Below are 19738 nucleotides of genomic sequence, written 5' to 3'. Positions count from 1 at the left end.
TTTTTGTCTCCGAAAGGTCGGCTGCGTTGTGGGTTAACGCGGCATTGGCGTCCATTGCACATAATTTCCTCCTTCTATCCGGAGGAAGCAGCCATGGTCGCGACATCTAAGCCTGTTCCAACGCCAAAAGTCGTGCGCGTCGAAGCAGTGCCGGTTGAGGTGGGAGGCGCTGGCGTAGTGGTGGAGTTTGACGCCCCGGTGCCTAGGCGGTGGCTGAAGGCCCTCAAGAGGGAGATGTCTCGCGCGGAAGGGATGCAACTAGCGTCGGCGAAGTTTGATGGTTGCTTCGTCTATATCCATGGCGTGGCCTTAGACCCCCCAAGCGCGGCGAGGCGGGTAAGCGGAATGCTTGCTACAGTCCAGGCGGGCTGAATTTCGGAAGCGATGCATTAACCTGCGGCGACCAGATCGCTCCATCCGAAAAGTCATCTTCCCCGAGATCTTTTCGCGGAGCATGCCCCGCCTTCTGCTCCGAACTGGTCGATCGTCTGCAAGTGCCACGCTCACCAAGCCTTTAAGCAGTGCCCTTGCCCGGCCTTGCCTGCTGGTGTGTCTAGTCGAGCTAGGACCTTATGGATGCAGCGAAGTGGCGACGGGCTGCCGGAGGAGTAGGTGTGAAGGGGTGGGCAACGTCAATTCACGGGAACCCGACGGGCGCAGGGCTAGAAACGGGCTACTTGCCAAGGAGTAACAACACCATGAGCGACGACAAAAAGAAGACTGGATCATCCGATCGCGATCGCATCAACGTCAATGAGGACTACGAGCTCCAGTATTGGACGAAGGCCTTGGGCGTCACGGCTGCGCAGCTCAGGGAAGCGGTCAAGGCCGTTGGCCCGACCTCGGCGGCGGTTCGTAAGCACCTGGGTAAGTGACGGGCGCGGGGCATGTCCCTCACCGAATACCGCCGCAAGCGCAGCTTTAGCAAGACCAAGGAGCCCGAACCCGGCAAGGCACTACCCCCCGGGCAGCGAGCCATTTTTGTCGTTCAGTTGCATCATGCCAGCCGTCGTCACTACGACTTCCGCCTCCAGGTCGGTGACGCGCTGAAGAGTTGGGCCGTGCCCAAAGGGCCAAGCTACGACCCGAAGGTCAAGCGGATGGCCGTTGAGGTGGAAGATCATCCCGTCGACTACGCCAGCTTCGAAGGCGAGATCCCCAAGGGCGAATATGGCGGGGGCCACGTCGCCCAGTTTGATCACGGGGTCTGGGCCACCGAAGGGGATCCCGAGGCCCAACTCGCCAAAGGGCATCTGCGCTTCGAACTGTTCGGATCCAAGCTCAAAGGCGGATGGCACCTGGTCCGGTCCGGCAAGCCGGCGCGCCAACCGCAGTGGCTTCTCTTCAAGGAAGCCGATGCCTACGCCAGCCAGGTCGAGGCCGATGACCTGTTGGGGGATGTCGCCGCGCCCCCTGCCGCAGACCTCAAACGGGCCGGCAGCGGGAAGCCTGACAAGAAGCGGCTCAAGGCGGTCCCCGTCGCAAAATCCGCTCGACGCGTGGATTGGGCTAAGAGGGCGTTAGCGCTCACCAGTAGTAAAAAGGCCGAGGCCCCCCAGGGCCCGTTCGAACCCCAGTTGGCCAAGCTGGGCGACTTGCCACCCAAGGGCGACCGGTGGGTTCACGAGATCAAATGGGACGGCTACCGGATCCTCGCCACGGTGGCGCAAGGCGAGGTTCGCTTGTGGTCGCGCAACGCGTTGGAATGGACCAGCAAGATCCCGGAGATCCGTGACGCCATTGCTGCCTTGGGGTTGAAGTCCGCCGCCTTGGACGGGGAGTTGATCGCGGGGCGTGGGACGAAGGAAGACTTTAATCTGCTTCAAGCCACCCTATCTGGCGAGCGCCAAGGTGCACTGTCGTATGCGCTCTTTGATCTTCTGCATATCAATGGCGTGGACATCGCGGATGCGCCGCTGCTGGAACGAAAGGCGCTGTTGGAGGACGTCCTGAAGGGAGCCCCGACCCATTTGGCCATGAGCTCGCACATCGCCGGCGATGGGGAGGCCGCCTACCGTTTGGCGGGTGAGCAGCATTTCGAGGGCATCATCTCCAAGCGCGCCGATCGCGGCTACCACGGCGGCCGAGGCGAGGATTGGAAGAAGACCAAGCAGTTGGCCAGCGACGAATTTGCCGTGGTCGGCTACACGGCACCCAAAGGAAGCCGCACTGGTTTCGGATCGTTGCTGCTGGCCAAGCCCGACCCCAAGCATGGGTGGCTCTACGTGGGGCGCGTCGGCTCGGGGTTTTCGGACACCCTGATCGGGGAGCTGACGGCGCTGATCGGCACGGCCGGCGGGAAGAAGCCCACCGCACATGTCCCAACGACAGAGACCGACTTGCGGGCCGCCACCTGGTTTGCGCCCCGGTTTGTCGTCGAGGTCTTTTACCGAGGCATTGGCGGGCAACAATTGCTGCGCCAAGCGTCGCTGAAAGCGGTGCGGCCCGACAAAGATGTGGCCGATCTAAAGGACTCGGATCGGAGCAACGATTCCGGCGGCGGGGTGACATCTGCCAAGCCGAACAAACGTGGGAAGCAAGCCGTCACCAAACCCGAGCGCGGTGTCGCCGTCAAACCCACGAACAGCAAGGGCAGGGCGGATGCGGGAGAGCGGGTTCCCCCAAAGCTCTCCAGCCCTTCCAAGGTGATCTTTCCCGACATCAAGGCCACCAAGCAGGAGGTGTGGGACTACTACAGCGCGGTCATGGACCATTTGCTGCCTGAGATCGTTGGGCGTCCACTGTCGATCATCCGCTGCCCAGCTGGGACCGGCCGGCCGTGCTTCTTCCAGAAACACCACACTGCGGGTCTGGAGTTGGTCAGTTCGGTGAAGCTCAAGGAAGACAGTGGAATCAATGCCTACTACCTGGTGGTTGAAGACGCTGCCAGCCTCTTGGAGCTTGTGCAGTTCAACGCCTTGGAGTTCCACCCTTGGGGCAGCCACGCCGATTCCCCCGACCGGGCCGATCGCGTGGTGTTCGATCTAGACCCCGGCCCGGATGTGCCGTTCTCCGAGGTCAAGAAAGCTGCAACCGACATTCGGAAGCTCCTTCAGCAGTTGGAGCTGGAGTCCTTCCTTCGCGTTTCCGGAGGCAAAGGCTTGCACGTGGTGGTGCCGTTGAATCCGGGATGCGATTGGGATCTGACCAAGCGGTTTGCCCATGGGTTCGCAGACGCTTTGGCACAGTCCGAGCCGCAGCGATTCTTGGCTACGTCGACCAAAAGCCTGCGCAACAAACGCATCTTCGTCGACTACCTGCGCAACGGCCGAGGGGCTACCGCCGTGGCGTCCTATTCCTTGCGAGGCAGGCCCGGCGCGCCCGTGGCAATGCCCATCGCGTGGAGCGAGCTGTCGAAGCTCACCCGGGCCGATAGCTTCACCATGAAGGACGTGCCCGCCAAGCTCAAACGCAGGCGCAAGGATCCTTGGGAAGGTATCGAATCAATCCAACAGAACTTGGCACGGTGGGCACAGGACGACTGATCCCACTCACCAGCTGCCGTCGCTTTTCAGGAGGAATCACTATGCGTCGATCCATCGTTTGCGTCGCCGTCGCGCTTGCCCTGTCTGCGTGCGGGGGCGGGAACACAGAGTCCAGCGTCCAAGCGCCCGGGGCCGAAGAAAGCGCGAAGACCAAAGCGCTCGAGACCGGGGCGGCCGTGCTGCAGGACCGGCCTCCGGTCGACGCCATCAACGCCTATCTGGACGGGTTCCATTTCTACAACGGCCAGATGAAGGTCCAAATGGAAGCCCATCACTACTGCTCCATCCTCAACGAGGATGTCATCCAGTGCACGATCTACGACGGTAACGTGAAAGATGCCAAGCTGATGGGGGTGGAATACATCATCAGTGAGAAGCTGTTTGCAGGCCTTCCTGAGCAGGAAAAAGCGCTATGGCACAGTCATGTTCAAGAGGTGAAATCGGGTCAGCTCATTGCGCCAGGGATTCCCGAGGTGGCCGAGCATGAACTGATGGAGAAGCTCATCCACACGTATGGCAAGACCTGGCACACCTGGCACACGGACTTGGACAAGGACCTGCCCCGAGGCATGCCGCAGCTGATGATGGGGTTCACCGCAGACGGCCAAGCGGACCCAGCCATGGTCGCTGCCCGTGACGCCCGGCTCGGGGTCAGTAGTGAGGACAAGCGGAAGCGTCGTGCCGATATCGCCGCGCCCCCCATCGATGCAGGGGCGGATGCGTGGCAGAAGGGGAAGGTCATCCAGATCGAGGACCCGAGCGGCGGGCATGCTCACGCAGAGAAAGAAGAACCTGACGCGCCGTCCGACGGGGACAAGAACGCGACGTCCAAGGGCGGCTCAGAAATGTGAGGGTGGACGTCGAGGCGAAGGCCAAGGCTAAGACACGACGTCCGTAGGCTGCTACCTGGTTTCGATGACCAGAGCCCGATGGGACACTGGCAGCATTGGGTTGAGCGGTATTCTCGGTGCCAAAGGGTGCTGCGCGGAACGCTTGGAAGGCTCCCCAAAAGCCGAGAGCCGCGCGTTGCTGACGGCGTGATGCGAGCCACACTGGCCGCAGCGGAAAAGCGCGCCGCCCGGAAGCTCTATCAGGGAGCCACGGGTTGACGCGGTGGTCGTGCTGCAATGACTGCATTCGACGGTAAGCGCCAGGATTCGCTCTACGTCGCCAGTAGAGGCATAGCTCGCTTCAAAGGAGCGAATGACAAAAGATGCTGAGGTGGGCATCGTTGCTCCTGAACAGAGGGACTGACCAGAGCATCTCGGGAAACCCGTGACGGGGTTGTCGTGAAGGGACGCAGCGTTGTTCCGTCAACGCTGCACCGCCGCTTAGGATAGGGATGCCGATGACGGGCTCGGATCCCTCAGACCGCATTTCGAGACGTCCGCCGTCCGGCTTATTCGCCATCTATCGCATAAGCGGCGTGCACCAGGGCTAAGTGGCTCAGGCCCTGCGGCGTATTGCCCAGCCCTTCATCGGCTTGGGGATCCCACATCTCTGGCATAAGGCCCACGTCGTTCTGGACGCGGGCCAGTAACGATCCGAACAAGCGATCCGCTTCTTCTTCCTCCCCCAGCAGGCCGTAGGCTTCCACCATCCAAAACGCGCAACTGATGAACGTGCCTTCGCAGTCCTGCATGCCGCTGTAGCGCCACAGCAGATCGCCGCTCTCATCTGACAGTTCGCGCCGCATGGCCTCCCGAGTAGCGATGAAACGCTCCCGGCGCACTTCGCCCAAGCCGAAGCGCGACGCCAGCATCAGGCTCGCGTCCAGCCGGTCGCTGCCGGCATGCATCACGTAGCTCTGCTTTGCCTCATCCCAGCAGTGCTCGTCGATCCAGTCCAGGATGCGCTCTTTCTCGCGCTGCCAGCGCGGCAGACGGGCAGTGGTGATGTGGCCAGCTTCGGCCAGTTCGCAGGCTCGGCGGAGCGCCATCCAGCATTCCACCTTGGACATCGTGTAGTGCTGCGCGTCGCCCAGTTCCCAGAAGCCGCTGTCCTTGCGCATCCATCTGTCGGCGCATTCGTCAGCCAGTTCGAACAAGAGCCGGGCAGTTGTGGGGTCGAGGATGTGGCCGGCTTCGATCATCCGGCTGGCCATTTCCAATACGTCGCCGTAGGCGCAGGTCTGCAGCTGCTCAGAGGCCGCATTACCCACGCGCACCGGTTGGCTGTTGCGGTAGCCCGGCACATCGATACAGCGTTCCTCTTCGACCCGCTCGCCGCGAAGGGTGTAGCACGGCGCAAGCCCGGGACGGTGGCGACCGATGGTGGTCATCAGCCAGCTGAAGCCGGCCTTGGCGTCGGGCAGGGCACCCACGCGCAGGAAGGTCTTGATGACGTATGCGGCATCGCGAACCCAGGCGTAGCGGTAGTCCCAGTTCTTGTCGCCGCCGATGCGCTCGGGCAGCGAAGCGCTCACCGCCGCGGCGATGGCCCCGGTGGGCGCAAACCAAAGGAATTTGAGCGCCAGCGCCGATCGGATGACTTCAGCGCGGCGGCTTGCGTCGCAGTGCAGGTCGTCCACCCACTGGCGCCACTCCCGATCGGAGCGGTCGATGCGGGTATCGATATCCACTAAAGGCGGAACCGGGAGCACTTCGTCCTGAGAGGCGAGCAGCGCGATGATCTCCCGGTCGCCGGGCCGAAGGGTCACGGTGCCGCGGAGTTCCCGGTCATCGCAATTGCCGATCTGCACGCGTTCGGAATAGCGCAGCATCGTCATCACGGGGCCGGCGTGATGGACGCATCCGTTTGGGGTATCGCTCATCCAGGGCGTGCAGGCCCCAGCCCGGGTGCCCGGCTGGTAGAGCAGATCGAAGGTGACCTCTCCCTCCAAGCCTTCCAACCGGCGGGCCAGCTCGGACCAAGGCAGCCGCCCGGCCGGGCCGCTGTTGAGCGACTCGGTCACCCGGGCGAGGCCGGTGGCGGTGCGGACGTGCGTTTCCAACACGTTGCTGTTGTCGCGGTAGCGCCGCTGCACCTGCTGAACGTCGCGGGCTTGGAGCACAAAACGACCGCCGGCCGGGGCATCGAGCAGGCGGTCGAGCAAGGGCGGTGCGTCCATGCACGGGGCGCACCACCAGTCGATGCTGCCATCCGGCGCGATGAGCGCACTGGAGCGCCCATCGCCAATGGCGGCGTAGGAGTGGATGGGCGCATACCCGTCCGCGTCGCGCTCGGCAGGCACGCTATCGGCATCGCTGGAGCCAGCGGTCACGGCAGCAGCATGCCGCCGGTGGCGCCGATCACCTCACCGGTGATGTAGCTCGACTCCTGGGTGGCCAGCAGCACGTAGGCCGACGCCATTTCCACCGGCTGGCCCGCCCGCTTCAGCGGCGTCTGCGAGCCGAACTCCGGAATGGCCTCAGGCGGTTGGCCGCCGGCAGGCTGCAAGGGCGTCCAGATCGGACCCGGAGCAACCGCGTTCACGCGGATGCCGCGCTCGGCCACCTGCTGGGCCAGGGCCTTGGTGAAGTTCACGATGGCCGCCTTGGTGGGGGCGTAGTCCAGCAGGTTGGGCGATGGCTGATAGGCCTGGATGGACGCGGTGTTGATGATGGTGGCGCCGGCGGGCAAATGCGGCAGGGCAGCCTTGCACACCCAGAACAGCGCGTGCACGTTGGTGCGGAAGGTGGCGTCGAATTGCTCGGTGGTGAGGTCTTCGATCTTTTCCACGGCCAACTGTTTGCCGGCGATGTTGGCGACCACGTCCAGTCCACCCAGCCCCTTCACCGCCTGCGCCACCAAGTCGCCGCAGAACTGCTCGTCCTGGAGGTCACCCGGGATGGCGACCGCCTTGCGGCCTTCGGCTTCAATCAGCGCCACCACTTCGGCAGCGTCGTCTTCTTCTTCGGGTAGGTAGTTCAGTGCCACGTCGGCGCCCTCGCGCGCGAAGGCAATGGCCACTGCGCGGCCGATGCCGGAGTCGGCGCCGGTCACCAGCGCCTTGCGACCCTTCATCCGCCCCAGGCCCACGTAGCTTTTCTCGCCATGGTCAGCCGCCGGCGTGAGCTCATGAACAGTGCCGGGCGGGGTTTGAACCTGGGCCGGGTAGGTCGGCTGTGGGAACTGGGTCAGCGGGTTCTGCATGTCGTATTGGTTGCGAGAAGTCATTGGAATCCTTGGGGGAGGAGGGAGATACAGGCCTTACAGGGTGACCGCGCCGCCGGAGACGGTAAGCAGTGCGCCGGAGGTGTAGCTCGCGCTGTCGGCAGCGAGCATCACGTAGGCCGAGGCGAGCTCGGCCGGCTGGCCGGGACGACCGAACGGGGTCTGGCTGCCGAACTGCTCAACTTCCTCCGCGGCCATGCCGGCGGGAATGAAGGGCGTCCAGATCGGGCCGGGCAATACCGCGTTAACACGGATGCCCTTCTCGGCGAGAAGACCGGCCAGGCCGATGGTGAGGTTGGCCACCGCGCCCTTGGTGGCCGAGTAGGGCAGGATGTTCGGGGTGGGCTTCTTGGAGTTGACCGAGGCGGTGTTGATGACCGAGCCGCCGTCCTGCAGGTGCGGCACGCACAGACGGGTCAGGTTGAAGACGGCATGCACATTGGTATCGAACGTCTTTCGCCAGTCGTCCAACGTGATGTCATCGAAGGATTCGTAGTAGCGCTGATACGCGGCGTTGTTGACCAGAATGTCCAGGCCCCCAAGTTCGCGAGTGACCTGCTCGATGAGCGCTTCAGCCTGGGCGTCGTCGCTGATGTCGCAGGGGCACAGGACGGCCTTCTGGCCCGCCTCTTCTACGAGGGCCCCAATGCTGGCGGCGTCCTTCTCTTCACCCTCCAGGAACGCGATAGCCACATCGGCGCCTTCCCGGGCGTAGGCAATGGCTACTGCCGCACCAATACCGCTGTCGCCGCCGGTAATCAGCGCTTTCTTGCCTTTCAGCAAGCCGTGACCAACGTAGCTGTCCTCACCGTGGTCTGGCCGAGGGTCGAGCTTGTCGGTTTTGCCGGGAAACGACTGCTGCTGCGCCTTGAACGGCGGCTTCGGGTAGTTGGGCACGGGCATTGGCTGAGCCTCTATGGGGTTGAGGAAAGGTCAGTGTGCGGACGCCCTGGTAAACGTCGCGGCCCAGTAGTGTCGATGCGATGTGCAGGGGCCTGATCGACCGGAGGGTCAGAGCGGGTAGGCGATGGTCGTCATGATGCTGTTCTCGGCTTGGCGCGAATCAAGCCGCGTGTGCTGGACGACGATAGGATCGTCCGATTCGATGACGCACGAAAAACCCACGCCACGGGGCACCGGGGCAGGCACCTCAAGATCGTTGAAGCGCTTGTGACACGTGCGCCGGGCGGGAACGGTGAAGCGGTAAGGGCCCTGCGGGTCGCGATCCTCGAAATACAGGGTCAGGGTGATCGCCGCATCGGTGGAACCGGTGTTGAGGATGCAGCAGGTCTCGTGGCTTTGCAGCTCTGGTTCCGGCCCGTTGCTCCACGCAGGGATGTAACCCTCGGCGATAGCCCAGCACCGCCGACCGAGGGACGTGGGCTCATTGAGGTTCATCCGCGACGTCCTCTTGGCTTGGCGCCCCCGGCAGCCCATTGTGTGATGAGGGCAGCACTGCCCACGGCAATGGCGTCTTCCACGGCGCCGGTGCTGCGCTGACCGTAGCGGGCGATCGCCCGAATGCGCAGGTTGAAGGTGACGTAGGCCATACCAACGGCGGCGCCGGCACCCAGAAGCGCGCCCAGCTTTCGCTGCCGATGGGGAGCGAGCGCCGCGCCTGCAATGAGCCCGGTAGCGACGCGCGCAACCATGCCTGCCGGAACGATGCGGTCGGGGGCCGTTTTCATCTTGTCACCAACGAGCTCTCCGCCTGCCAATGCGAGCATCCCTGCGGAGGCGAGCTTGTTGGCCAGAAGGCGAGGGGCACCGTTGTCGGCGGGCAAGTTACCGCTCCGCGCGGCATTGGTCACTGCTGCCAAAGGGGTCATCGCGCGCATTCCCGCGACGGCTCCCATCAGAATCGAATGGATCAAGGCCATCTGGCTCTCCTGAATAGGGTGGAATCGCCGGAGCCGGCCCTCAGGGCTTTGCCGGACGCTCGTAATCTTCCGGTTTGGCGGTGTGGTCCGCCTCAGGCATGTCCTTGTCTTTCCACGTGGCGTCATCGTTCCGGAGCTTGTCCGGGGTGTGCGCTTTGTCCTGGTCATCCACGTCGGCGCCGGGATTGAGGGGCAGTTTGCTCATGGGTCGCTCCACGCTTGAGGTCAAACATATGCTGCCCCCGTCGCCATGAGCGCTGCGTCTTGGCGGACTCCACATTTTCACTACATCGCAGTCACCGCGTGGGGACGTCGTCACGCGTATCTGTGGTTGCACCGCTCACGTCATGAGGACCCGCCGATGCGCGCATTGACCTACCACGGCAGCAAGGACGTCCGGGTGGACACCGTTCCCGACCCCACCTTAGCGGCACAAGATGACCTGATCCTGCGCGTCACCGCTACCGCGATTTGCGGCTCTGACCTTCACCTTTACCGGGGCAAGATCCCTGATCTTCACACCGGGGACGTGCTGGGCCATGAGTTTATGGGTGTCGTGGAGGAGGTGGGCAGTGGTGTGACCGACCTAAGGCCGGGCGACCGCGTTGTGGTGCCGTTCGTCATCGCTTGCGGCGAGTGCTTCCACTGCAAACTGGCTGAACATGCAGCTTGCGAGAGCACCAACACCGGCAAAGGCGCGGCCGTGAACCAGAAGGGCATCCGACCACCGGCTGCGCTGTTCGGTTACAGCCATCTATATGGCGGCGTTTCCGGCGGGCAAGCTCAGTACGTAAGGGTTCCGAAGGCAAACGTGGGCCCGCTGCGAGTGCCGGATGCACTGCCCGACGAGCAGGTGCTTTTCTTGTCGGACATTCTTCCGACCGGCTACCAGGCCACGCTCAACGCAGGCGTCAAACCGGGGTCTACGGTGGCAATCTTCGGGGCTGGCCCGGTAGGATTGATGGCCGCCGCGTGCTGTCGTTTGCTGGGCGCTGAGACCATTTTTATGGTCGATCATCTGGCCTACCGGCTGGCGTTCGCCGCGCAGACCTACGGCGTGACCCCAGTTGATTTCAGCCAGATCGAAGATCCGGCGCAATACATCATTACGCAGACCAATGGGCGCGGCGTTGATGCCTCCATCGAAGCAGTCGGCTTTGAAGCCGAAGGCAGCGCGCTCGAATCGGCATTGACCACGCTGAAGGTGGAAGGCAGCAGTGGGGCGGCGATTCGCCAGTGCATCGCCGCCACCCGCCGCTGCGGCACGGTAAGCATTCCCGGCGTCTATGCCGGCTATCTGCACGGATTCCTGCTTGGCGATGCGTTCGACAAGGGCCTGACCTTCAAGATGGGCCAGACCCACGTGCAGGGTCTGATGCCTGAACTACTCGACTACATCGGGGAAGGCGCGCTCGACCCAGGAGTGATCATCACCCACCGTCTTCCACTCGAAGAAGCCGCCCGTGGCTACGAACTCTTCGACCGTAAGGAGGAGGACTGCCGCAAGGTGATCCTTATCGCCTAACAAATGAACCGTCTTCTTTGCCTAGGGCCTGCTCAAGAGCTGGCCTGCCTAGACGTCGACTCACTGCCGCTTGGGTTGAGCGCCGGGCCGTGCAGAGCGGCCCGTGGTGGGCGACTTCGGTGATCGCGGTCATCGTGCCGGCGCACAACGAAGCGGCGGACATGGGGCGCTGCCTTGAGGCGGTCAACGCCGCTGCAGGACACCCAGGTCTGGGCGGCGAGCCGGTGATAGCCGTTGTCGCGCTAGATGCCTGTACCGATGGCACGGCCGCGGTGTGCGCTCTCCACGGTGCAACAATGGTCGAGCTCGATGCGCGCTGCGTAGGCGCCGCACGTGCTGCGGCAGCCAGCCATGCGCTTGACCTGGGCGCCCGTTGGATCGCCAGCACTGACGCGGACACGGTCGTGCCTGCGGACTGGCTGTGGAAGCAGGTGACATGCGGTGCTGACGCGTTCTGTGGGGTAGTGGACGTCACCGACTGGCTCGACTATCCGCCGGCTGTGCGTGAAGCCTTTACTGGCCTCGAGCTGTCGCGCGATGGACATCGTCACATCCACGGCGCCAACTTGGGGCTCGGCGCTGCGGCTTATGAGAAAGTCGGGGGATTCCAGCCTTTGGTCACCGGCGAGGACGTAGCCTTGGTGCAGGCCCTTGAACGTTCGCAAATAAGCATCGCTTGGCGCGCTCGGCCCGTGGTCTATACAAGCGCCCGACGCTCGGCAAGGGCCCCGCAGGGTTTCAGTAGCTTTCTACAAGAATTGGAGCGTGACGTTTTGAGAACTCGTGGGGCGCGGCTGCAAGCGCAGGCGCTTGTGCGATGAACACCATGCCGGCAGACCTACTCGGATGGGCCGCCACGGCCGTGCTCATTGCCACCTTGTCTCGACAGATCTACAAGCAACACCAAGCAGGGTCGGTGGAAGCGGTATCTACGTGGCTCTTCATCGGGCAAATGACCGCTTCGGTGCTGTTCATCGCCTACAGCGCCCTGATGGGATCGACGGTCTTTGTGGTCACCAATAGCCTAATCCTTCTCACCGCTGTGGTAGGCCAAATATTGGCCGTCCGGCGCCGCGGGCGCCAGCCCTGATCAATGGCCCGCCGTGGATCGATTGGAGCTCGGAATGGCAGTACTACGGCTCAGCCAGCGCCACACCGCCTGCCCGACGGGCAGGCATAGCAAGAAATTTTGGGTGGGAGTCGGCGCATGGATGCTTAGGCGAGACGCGGTCCTGTGGGTGGGCGTGCCTGGTGCGGGTTGTGTCCGAGGCCGTTAAAGGCGGGCGGACAGGTGCTTGTAATGTACGGACAGAGCGGACCGCGATTAAGGAAGCGTCTCCATCGGACATGTTCTGGCGCCAGCGTGCGACGGCGATGGTATGGCCGAAGGCATAGGATCCGACACCCGTTGAGGCGCGGACGTCCTGGATCTAGCGGCTGAATTGCAGGAGCGGCAAGATGTGCTCGCAAGCCTTAGGGCCCATCGGGGCCTGTATGCGACGTAGCGGGCCTTGTCCACTCCGTGGAGGCCTCTGTTCGGTAGCTCGCGGCTCCTCGCTGAGACTGAGGGTCTACAATTCACCTCACTCTTGTGTCCTGACTGAAATACGGGCACAGCGTATGGCCTGCACTGGTGGAGGAATAAAAGCTCAGCGTCGGAGGTCGACGGCGGCAAAGGACCTTGTATTTGCGTTGTGGTGGCCTTGTATGCCCGTAACAGCGGGCAGGAGGCGGGTAATGATTGTAACGGTCTAGCCGCCCAGCCGGCGCTGCCGGATAGATAGTGCCGTAGCTTGCAGCACCTCGCGCCCTAAACGATCCCTAGGGAGCTGCATCATTGAGTGCGCGTGCTCTGAGCTACACGCACGGGTGGGCAACAGACTCCCCCGCCGAGAAAAAGCCGAAGGAGGCGCAGCATCATGGTGGGTGGGTTGAGGGGACGTGCCGTGGCTGGTTGCTCAAGGCCGTCTTATATTTCAGTGGAGAAATGCCTAGGACGCGCTTAAAGGCAGTGGAAAACGCGCTAATTGAATCGTATCCAAGCGAAGATCCCACCTGAGCGACCGACTCCCTCGAGTGCTCGAGGTGGTCGCAGGCCAGAGCCATTCGCCAGCGCGTCAGATACAGCATTGCGGTCTCCCCCATTGCAGCCCGGAATTGGGTGGCGAAGACAGTCCTGGACATCCCGGCCTCGGCCGCAAGGCTGCGCAACGTCCATTTCCTCGCTGGGTGAGCGTGAATAGCCTGGAGCGCTCGGCTCAGTCGCGGGTCAGCCAGCGCGGCCAACAAACCCGCCCCGCTAGCGCCTGCCTCACTAAGATGTGCCCGCAGGGCGTGGACGAGCATGGTCTGGGCAAGATTTTGGGCCAGGAGCATTCCTCCTGGCTTCGATTCGCGCATTTCTTGCATCATGCGTTCGACCGCCCACCGCAGGACCGCCCGGTCGTCTGCGACTCTCAGATGAATCGCCGGCGGAAGAAGGCCCAGCAGCCAAGGAGCTTGACTGCCAGTTACAGCAAAGCGGGCCCCAGCTAAAGAAAACCCGGCCCCATCCGCCAAAACTACCGCGCCCCCACGGTTAGCCGGAGGAAAAAGCGTGGATGAGTCGATGGGGGGTAAGGAGAGATCGCTAGCAAGCCGAAACGGACGACCTCGGGGAAGCACAAATGAATCACCCTCTGCCAATCGCCAAGGTTCTTCAACCCCGTCCACGGCCATCCAGCAGGCTCCCTCGAGGATTGCGTAACACTTGATCTGGCCATGTTGATCCGAGAACTCGACTGACCATGCTCCCCCGGCTCTAAAGCCAGAAGAGACTGTTGCGACCGGATGCAAGAGGGAGAGCAGGTCGGAGAGAGGATCCATGGGCTGAACGATCGCGCAAATAATTAGGACTATAAAGAATGATTCGTTCGAAGCACAAGACTAAGCTGCTTCCACACGAAGGGGCCAACCAGCCGCTTCGCTCTCTGGTTCACCTCGTTAGGAGCGCCCGATGATTGTTGTAACGGCACCAACCAGTCAGATCGGTAGCCGGTTGATTCCTAGACTGCTCGCAGCGGAGGCACCCGTGCGGGTGATTGTCCGCGACCCTTCAAAACTACCGGTCGCAGTGCGCTCGCGAGTTGAGGTCGTGCAAGGAAGCCATGCAGACGCGCCTACAGTGCAGCGAGCATTTCGAGGGGCACAAAAGCTGTTTTGGCTGGTCCCGGCGGATCCTGCGGCGGGAAGCGTGATTGAAGCCTATGTCGGCTTCACCCGGCCTGCTGCAGCTGAAATCAAAGCGGCCGGCATCACTCAGGTGGTGGAGGTCACCGCTTTGGGGCGAAACACGCCTCAAGCTGCCGATGCCGGCTATGTGACCGCGTCGCTCGCCATGGATGACCTTATTTCGAGTACGGGCGTGCATCAGAGAGCGCTTACGATGCCCTCATTCATGGACAACGTGCTCATGCAGGGGCGACCACTACGAGATAGGGGCGTCTTCTCTCTACCGATACCCCGAGATCTTGAACTGCCGTCCTGTTCGACAGACGACATTGCGGCAGTGGCGGCGAAGTGGCTGCTCGATGATTCCTGGGCCGGCCAAGCCGAGGTCCCCGTGCTTGGGCCTGAGAATATCTCATTCGATCAGATGGCAAGGGTGATGAGCGAGGTTCTCGGCCGTCACATAGCCTATGAACAAAATTCCCTTGCCAGCTACAAGGATCAGTTCGAACGCTTTGGCTTCTCTAGCGCGATGGCAGAGGGGATGGCTTCGATGGCGCGTGCAAAAAGTGAGGGACTTGATTTGGGTGTGGAGAGGACAGCACAAAACAGCACGCCCACAACTTTCAGAATGTGGTGCGAGAGCACCCTCAAGCCTTATCTGGCGGGACCATAGCCGTTCAACCAGGTAGGCGTGTGCCAAGATCCCAATGTCAATGCTCAGTTATCTCGTCGTCTGGCTTAGAGCCGGTCGCCCCCGCATCCAGCGTCGGCATTTCAGGGTTCCCGTGAGCGCGATGCCGAAGGCCCTGCTGGAACGCGCTTTGGCCTCGCGTCTCCACGGATGGCTCGCTTAGGCTGCAAGCGCTGAACTATAGCCGCGCCCCCCCCCCGCTGCACCCGCTCGATGGAGTCCGAGCTGGGGTCGAATTGGATGGATGGGCGCGTACGCTTGCAAGCTCGCGTCAAGGATCGAGTGGACGAACACCCTCGGGCTGGCTCGATGGGCGCAGTTGCCTAAGCGATGGGTGCGATGCATCAAACAGGGATTCTCAGCAATCGATGCCGGCTCGGAACTGAGGCAGGAGCCAGTCGGCCATGGTTCCTGTCGCCCCCCACTAATATGGGAATTGCCAACAGTTATTTAAACGTGGCGTTCGAACATGAAAGAGTGGGCTCTTGTTCAGATCGCTTCCGGAGCCCACCCCCCCCATGTCCATCGCCCGTTATGCGCCGCCGCGCGAAGTTGTCGCCGCGACCCTCCTGTCTGCCACACTGCTGTTGGCGGCCCCGCTGACCTCTGCGGCGCAGGACAAGGCATCACCACTGCGCGATTATCTGACGGCCAAGCGCGCTGCCATCCAGACACAGTCGGCGCGGGTGGTGCCGCCCACGAAGATCCATGCCAAGGTCATCGCCGAAAGCCGCTCCGGCGTACGCCGCCTGCGTATCGGGCCGACCGGCGAGTTCCAGTACATCAGCGACAGTGGCCGCAATTACGCAGGCTACAACCTGGGTGCCGGTTCCTGGGATTCGCTGGTCGGCACGCTGGCCAGCTCGGTGGCCGATGAGTACATCGTGCAGGCGGCCCTGCAGGGCGTACCACTGGATGCGCTGGATGTGGTGTTCACCAGCATCCCGGAGCGCAAGAGCGAGACCCTGGCGTATCCCAACAATCTTTCCTACGTGGCCTACATCGACTCGCCGGCCACCGATGCGCAGCTCGACACGCTCAAGCGCGCGGTGCACGCCAATTCCTCGGCCATCGATCTGGTGACACAGCCGCAGCAGGTCAGCCACGCCGAGGTCGAATACATCCACAGCGCGGCGGTGCGCGATCCCGGGCTTCCGCCTGGCCTGCGTGATTTCATCACCGAAGAGAAGCGCCCGGCCGTGCTGGCCAGGCAAGGCAAGCCGGCCGCCGGCAAGGAAAAAGCCGAGGCGGAAACGCTGGTGGCGCGTGCCCATGTCGAACCGCGCACCGGGCTGCGTCGCGTGTTCCTGGGCAAGGATGGCTACCACCAGCAACTGCACGACAGCGCGCCCGGCCTGCTTGGCTACGGGCTGGCGCCCACGGTGGAGGAACACCTGCTCGGCGTGACCGGCACCTGCCTGACCCACATTTTCGAGGTGCAGGCGGCGGGACGAAACGTGCTGCTGGATGTGCTGGAACTCACCGTTGATGGGCAGCTAAGCCCGCGCTTCGGCAGCAATGTCCGCGCGCCGGCCCGCTACAGCGACATCCGCTACAAGGTGCGGATTGAATCGCCGGCGTCCGAAAAAGAGATCGACGCGCTGCGTCAGTCGGTCGAAGCCACCTGTCCGCTCTACAACCTGGTCAAGGACGAGCAGAAGCTGGAAGGCCGCATCGTCCGCGGCGCGTATGCGGAAGTGAACGACTAAGCGCACCTGCGCGCCGCGGCCCTGCCGGCCGCGATTCTCCCGGGGACACCGTGGGCGGGGACGCCCGGGTCCGCCGTGCCCTCAGAAAACGACTTGGGACTACTCAATGACGCGCGTTCTTCGTTCGCAGCCGGCCGTGAAGCATCCGTGGTACGACGTGCAGGGGCTGCTGCCGCGTCGCGGCCGTCTGGCGCTTGCCCTGTGCACGCTGCTGGCGCCCGGGGCGCAGGCGGCGGAAGAGGCGGCGCTTGATCCGGAACGGCAGCGGACCGATGCCCGGCTGTTGGACAAGGTCACGGTGCTCGGCTCGCAGATCGCCGGTGGCGGCGCGCAGGCGGCGCTGCCGGTGGTGGCCGTGGACCGGGAACAGATCGATGCCACCGGGGCCACCAACGGCAACGAGTTGTTCCGCAGCCTGCCGCAGTTCGGTGATGTCGCCGTCACGGAAAAGGGCACCACCAACGCAGGGCGGAACTCCAATGTCGCCCGCGGCGACGTGGGCTCGATCAACCTGCGCAACCTCGGCGCCAAGTACACGCTGCTGCTGATCAACGGCCGGCGTACCGTGCAGCACCCGATCAGCAACAGCGGCGATGACACCACCTACAACGCCAATGCGATTCCGACCTTCGGCCTGGAGCGCGTCAACCTGCTGCTCGACGGTGCGGCCTCGATCTACGGCTCCGACGCCGTGGCCGGCGTGGTCGATCTGGTGACGCCGAGCAACCTGCAGAATGGGGGTGGCATCAAGGTGAACTACGGCAAGGTCTCGGACGGCCACCGCGAAGATGTCTCCCTGGACGGCTACTTCGGCAGTGACTTTGCCGAAGGCCGCGGCAACATCTCGGTGCTGTATGGCGTTTCCAGGCGCACGGCGCAGCGCAATTCCGATGCTTGGTTCACCGCGACCGACGGTCGCCGGCCGCTGGGCGATGGCACCAGCGTGCCCGATCCCGACGGCACGGCCGGCTTCAGCACGCGAACGCCGTGGGGTCATTTCGACACCTACGCCAATGGCCGGCGCACCGGCAGCTGGCACGTCGACCCGGCCACCGGCGCGCTGATTTCCGGCACGGTGCCAACGCGCTATCACTATGATTCGGCCGCCGAGCCGGGCATCACCTCGTCACCGTCCATCCGCAAGGGAAATGTGTTCGCCAGCGGTCGCTTCGATCTCACCGACAGCATGCAGTTGTTCGGTGAGCTGGGCTACTACCGGGCCACCTCCGAATCCTGGGTGAGCAGCGAGTCGGGTTTCGGCGGGGACGGGTTCCTGCTGCACATCCGGCCGGATGCGTATTGGGTGCCCGAGTCCCTGCGCGGTGCCGATGCGATCCGGCTGCTGAACTACCAGTTCGCGGATTCGGGGATCCGCCGGGTGAAGGTGGACAACGATCAGTCGCGCGTCCTGCTGGGCCTTCGCGGATGGACCGAAGGGGGCTGGAACTGGGAAACGGCCTTGCTGTACTCCCGCGCCCGCAGCACCGACACGCAGCAGGGCGCGCTGACCGATGCCTTCATCGCCGCCGTGAACCGCACCGACGCCGATGCCTACAACCCGTTCAGTGGCGGTGATCCGGCCAGCATTCGGGTGGGGGATGCCACGCCCTACGACACCTCGGCGTTCATTGGCGAGGCGACCCGCGAAGGCACGACCGAGCTGGCACTGTGGGACTTCAAGATCAACCGTCCGGACCTGTTCAGCTGGTACGCCGGCGACATCGGCCTGGCGGCGGGTGTCGAGTACCGGTATGAAAGCCGCACCGATGATCGCGACAAAAACATCGACGGCAGCCGTCCGTATACGGATTGGTACACCGGCACCGTTGCGGCCAGCAATTTCTTCACGCATAGCCCGCGGCCGGATGTGCACGGCAGCCGCAACGTCAAATCCGCCCTGATCGAACTGGCGGTGCCGTTGATCTCGCCTGCGCAGGAGGTGCCGCTGGTGCAGTCGCTGGACCTGCAGATCGCGGGCAGGTGGGAGGATTACAGCGATGCCGGCAAGGTGGCCAAGCCGAAACTGGCGGCGGCCTGGAAGGTGAATGACAGCGTGCTGCTGCGTGGCTCGGTCAGCGGCGGCTTCCGCGCGCCGGGGCTGGAGCTGGTGAACTCGCCGCCGACCTACGGGTTCGGCTTCAACAACGATGCGATCCGCTGCCATGCGTTGATCAGCAAGGGGGCGCAGCCGGATTACAGCGCCTGCTTGAATGCCTACAGCAGCGGTTCGCAGGTCAAGCCGTCGGTGAGCGCGGTAACCTCCTACGGCGATGACGTGAAGCCTGAGACCACCCGCCAGTCGTCATGGGGCGCGGTGCTGGAGCCGCAGTTCCTGCCGGAGCGGCTGGGCGCGATCAGCCTGAGCGTGGATGCGTGGCGGGTGGAAGTGGAGAATCCGATCAACACCCTGGGCGAGGAACTGCTGTACGACGCCTACCTGCGCGTGGTGGAAGGCAGCAGCAACCCCAACGTAGTGCGTGCAGCGGTAACCGCCGAAGACGCGGCGCTGTTTGAAGGGTCCGGGCTTGCGCCGGCGGGCGTAGTGACGCACATCTACAACCGGTACCAGAACCGCCGGCCGCTGACGGCCTCGGGCGTGGACTACAACTTCACTTGGCGCGTGCGCGACACGGCGTGGGGCAGCTTCGCGGTCCTGCTCAGCGTCAGTCAGCTCAAGGAATACACCCAGCAGAAGCCGGCCGAGATCCAGCAGGTGGCGGCCGCCATCGGGAACGGGCAGTTGAACATCATCGCGCCCGACCTAGGCGCGGCCAACGAGGTCGGCATCAACGGCGCCAAGCCGGAATGGCGCGGTAGCGCCACGTTCATCTGGAACCTGCAGGACTGGACGGTCCGCCTGCGCGACGATTGCATCGGCAGCGTCAAGGCCGGCGCGTATTCCGACCGCACGCCCTACGTCGTCAAGGCCACCCAGCGGTGGGCGCTGTCGGTGAAGAGGGATTTCAACGCAGGGCGCCTCAAAGGCACTTCGGTGGAAGTCGGCGCACGCAACCTGTTCAATGAAGAACCGCCGCTCAATGCCTCGGGCAATTATCTGAGCGCGTTGCACGAAACCTACGGACGTTATCTGCACGTTGGCATTTCCAAGAACTGGTGATCCG

At 63.4% G+C, this 19738-nt stretch carries 16 protein-coding genes and 1 pseudogene; 10 read left to right on the top strand and 7 right to left on the bottom strand.

Annotated elements, in window-relative coordinates; all coding sequences use genetic code 11:
• The first annotated feature begins 698 nt into the window (after positions 1-698).
• The 4 genes and pseudogenes from GDJ08_RS16615 to GDJ08_RS16605 all read left to right on the top strand — a co-directional run bounded on the left by GDJ08_RS16615 (position 699) and on the right by GDJ08_RS16605 (position 4336).
• Positions 699-875, top strand: a complete 177-nt coding sequence (locus tag GDJ08_RS16615; RefSeq protein ID WP_152153257.1) for a DUF3606 domain-containing protein — start codon at positions 699-701, stop codon at positions 873-875.
• Positions 876-887: 12 nt separating this feature from the next.
• A pseudogene (locus GDJ08_RS20485) lies at positions 888-1298 on the top strand (DNA polymerase ligase N-terminal domain-containing protein); the annotation flags it as partial.
• Between the two features lie 201 nt (positions 1299-1499).
• Entirely contained in the window at positions 1500-3485 is a 1986-nt protein-coding gene (gene ligD, locus GDJ08_RS16610) for a DNA ligase D (RefSeq protein ID WP_425505113.1), read from the top strand.
• Between the two features lie 41 nt (positions 3486-3526).
• A complete protein-coding gene (locus GDJ08_RS16605) occupies positions 3527-4336 on the top strand; it encodes an OBAP family protein (protein WP_153165307.1) in 810 nt (269 codons plus the stop codon).
• A 548-nt stretch (positions 4337-4884) separates the two neighbouring features.
• On the opposite strand, the gene GDJ08_RS16600 is transcribed toward GDJ08_RS16605, so the two are convergent.
• From GDJ08_RS16600 to GDJ08_RS20055, 6 genes are all read right to left on the bottom strand, one after another.
• Positions 4885-6708, bottom strand: a complete 1824-nt coding sequence (locus GDJ08_RS16600) for a glycoside hydrolase family 15 protein (protein WP_153165306.1) — start codon at positions 6706-6708, stop codon at positions 4885-4887.
• A complete protein-coding gene (locus GDJ08_RS16595; RefSeq protein ID WP_153165305.1) occupies positions 6705-7604 on the bottom strand; it encodes an SDR family oxidoreductase in 900 nt (299 codons plus the stop codon). The genes GDJ08_RS16600 and GDJ08_RS16595 overlap by 4 nt, the downstream gene beginning before the upstream one ends.
• A gap of 33 nt (positions 7605-7637) precedes the next feature.
• The gene (locus tag GDJ08_RS16590) at positions 7638-8504 is read right to left on the bottom strand and encodes an SDR family oxidoreductase (RefSeq protein WP_153165304.1); all 867 of its coding nucleotides are present in this window, start codon (positions 8502-8504) and stop codon (positions 7638-7640) included.
• Between the two features lie 108 nt (positions 8505-8612).
• Positions 8613-8999: a sensory rhodopsin transducer gene (locus GDJ08_RS16585; protein WP_153165303.1), complete on the bottom strand. Its 387-nt coding sequence runs from the start codon at positions 8997-8999 to the stop codon at positions 8613-8615.
• Entirely contained in the window at positions 8996-9481 is a 486-nt protein-coding gene (locus GDJ08_RS16580) for a DUF4126 domain-containing protein (protein ID WP_153165302.1), read from the bottom strand. Before GDJ08_RS16580 ends, GDJ08_RS16585 begins: the two co-directional genes overlap by 4 nt.
• A gap of 40 nt (positions 9482-9521) precedes the next feature.
• Entirely contained in the window at positions 9522-9686 is a 165-nt protein-coding gene (locus GDJ08_RS20055; RefSeq protein ID WP_165699825.1) for a hypothetical protein, read from the bottom strand.
• 156 nt (positions 9687-9842) lie between these two features.
• On the opposite strand from GDJ08_RS20055, the gene GDJ08_RS16575 reads away from it, so the two are divergent.
• The 3 genes from GDJ08_RS16575 to GDJ08_RS16565 all read left to right on the top strand — a co-directional run bounded on the left by GDJ08_RS16575 (position 9843) and on the right by GDJ08_RS16565 (position 12096).
• The gene (locus GDJ08_RS16575) at positions 9843-11006 is read left to right on the top strand and encodes a zinc-dependent alcohol dehydrogenase (RefSeq protein WP_153165301.1); all 1164 of its coding nucleotides are present in this window, start codon (positions 9843-9845) and stop codon (positions 11004-11006) included.
• A gap of 119 nt (positions 11007-11125) precedes the next feature.
• Positions 11126-11827, top strand: a complete 702-nt coding sequence (locus tag GDJ08_RS16570) for a glycosyltransferase family 2 protein (protein WP_153165300.1) — start codon at positions 11126-11128, stop codon at positions 11825-11827.
• A gap of 5 nt (positions 11828-11832) precedes the next feature.
• Positions 11833-12096, top strand: coding sequence for a PQ-loop repeat-containing protein (locus tag GDJ08_RS16565; protein WP_153165338.1), 264 nt, complete (start codon positions 11833-11835; stop codon positions 12094-12096).
• An 827-nt stretch (positions 12097-12923) separates the two neighbouring features.
• On the opposite strand, the gene GDJ08_RS20480 is transcribed toward GDJ08_RS16565, so the two are convergent.
• On the bottom strand, positions 12924-13871 hold the full coding sequence (locus GDJ08_RS20480) for an AraC family transcriptional regulator (RefSeq protein WP_153165299.1): 948 nt from the start codon (positions 13869-13871) through the stop codon (positions 12924-12926).
• Positions 13872-14001: 130 nt separating this feature from the next.
• Between GDJ08_RS20480 and GDJ08_RS16555 the strand changes: the two genes are divergently transcribed.
• From GDJ08_RS16555 to GDJ08_RS16545, 3 genes are all read left to right on the top strand, one after another.
• The gene (locus tag GDJ08_RS16555; RefSeq protein ID WP_153165298.1) at positions 14002-14889 is read left to right on the top strand and encodes an NmrA family NAD(P)-binding protein; all 888 of its coding nucleotides are present in this window, start codon (positions 14002-14004) and stop codon (positions 14887-14889) included.
• Between the two features lie 536 nt (positions 14890-15425).
• The gene (locus GDJ08_RS16550) at positions 15426-16616 is read left to right on the top strand and encodes an OsmC family protein (RefSeq protein WP_153165297.1); all 1191 of its coding nucleotides are present in this window, start codon (positions 15426-15428) and stop codon (positions 16614-16616) included.
• Between the two features lie 106 nt (positions 16617-16722).
• Positions 16723-19734: a TonB-dependent receptor plug domain-containing protein gene (locus GDJ08_RS16545; RefSeq protein WP_153165296.1), complete on the top strand. Its 3012-nt coding sequence runs from the start codon at positions 16723-16725 to the stop codon at positions 19732-19734.
• The last annotated feature ends 4 nt before the right edge of the window (positions 19735-19738 follow it).

It is taken from the genome of Stenotrophomonas nematodicola (assembly GCF_009467805.1).
Classification (GTDB): Bacteria; Pseudomonadota; Gammaproteobacteria; order Xanthomonadales; family Xanthomonadaceae; genus Stenotrophomonas; species Stenotrophomonas nematodicola.
Note: the sequence above shows the minus strand (reverse complement) of the source record. Positions and strands in the feature narration are given on the sequence as shown.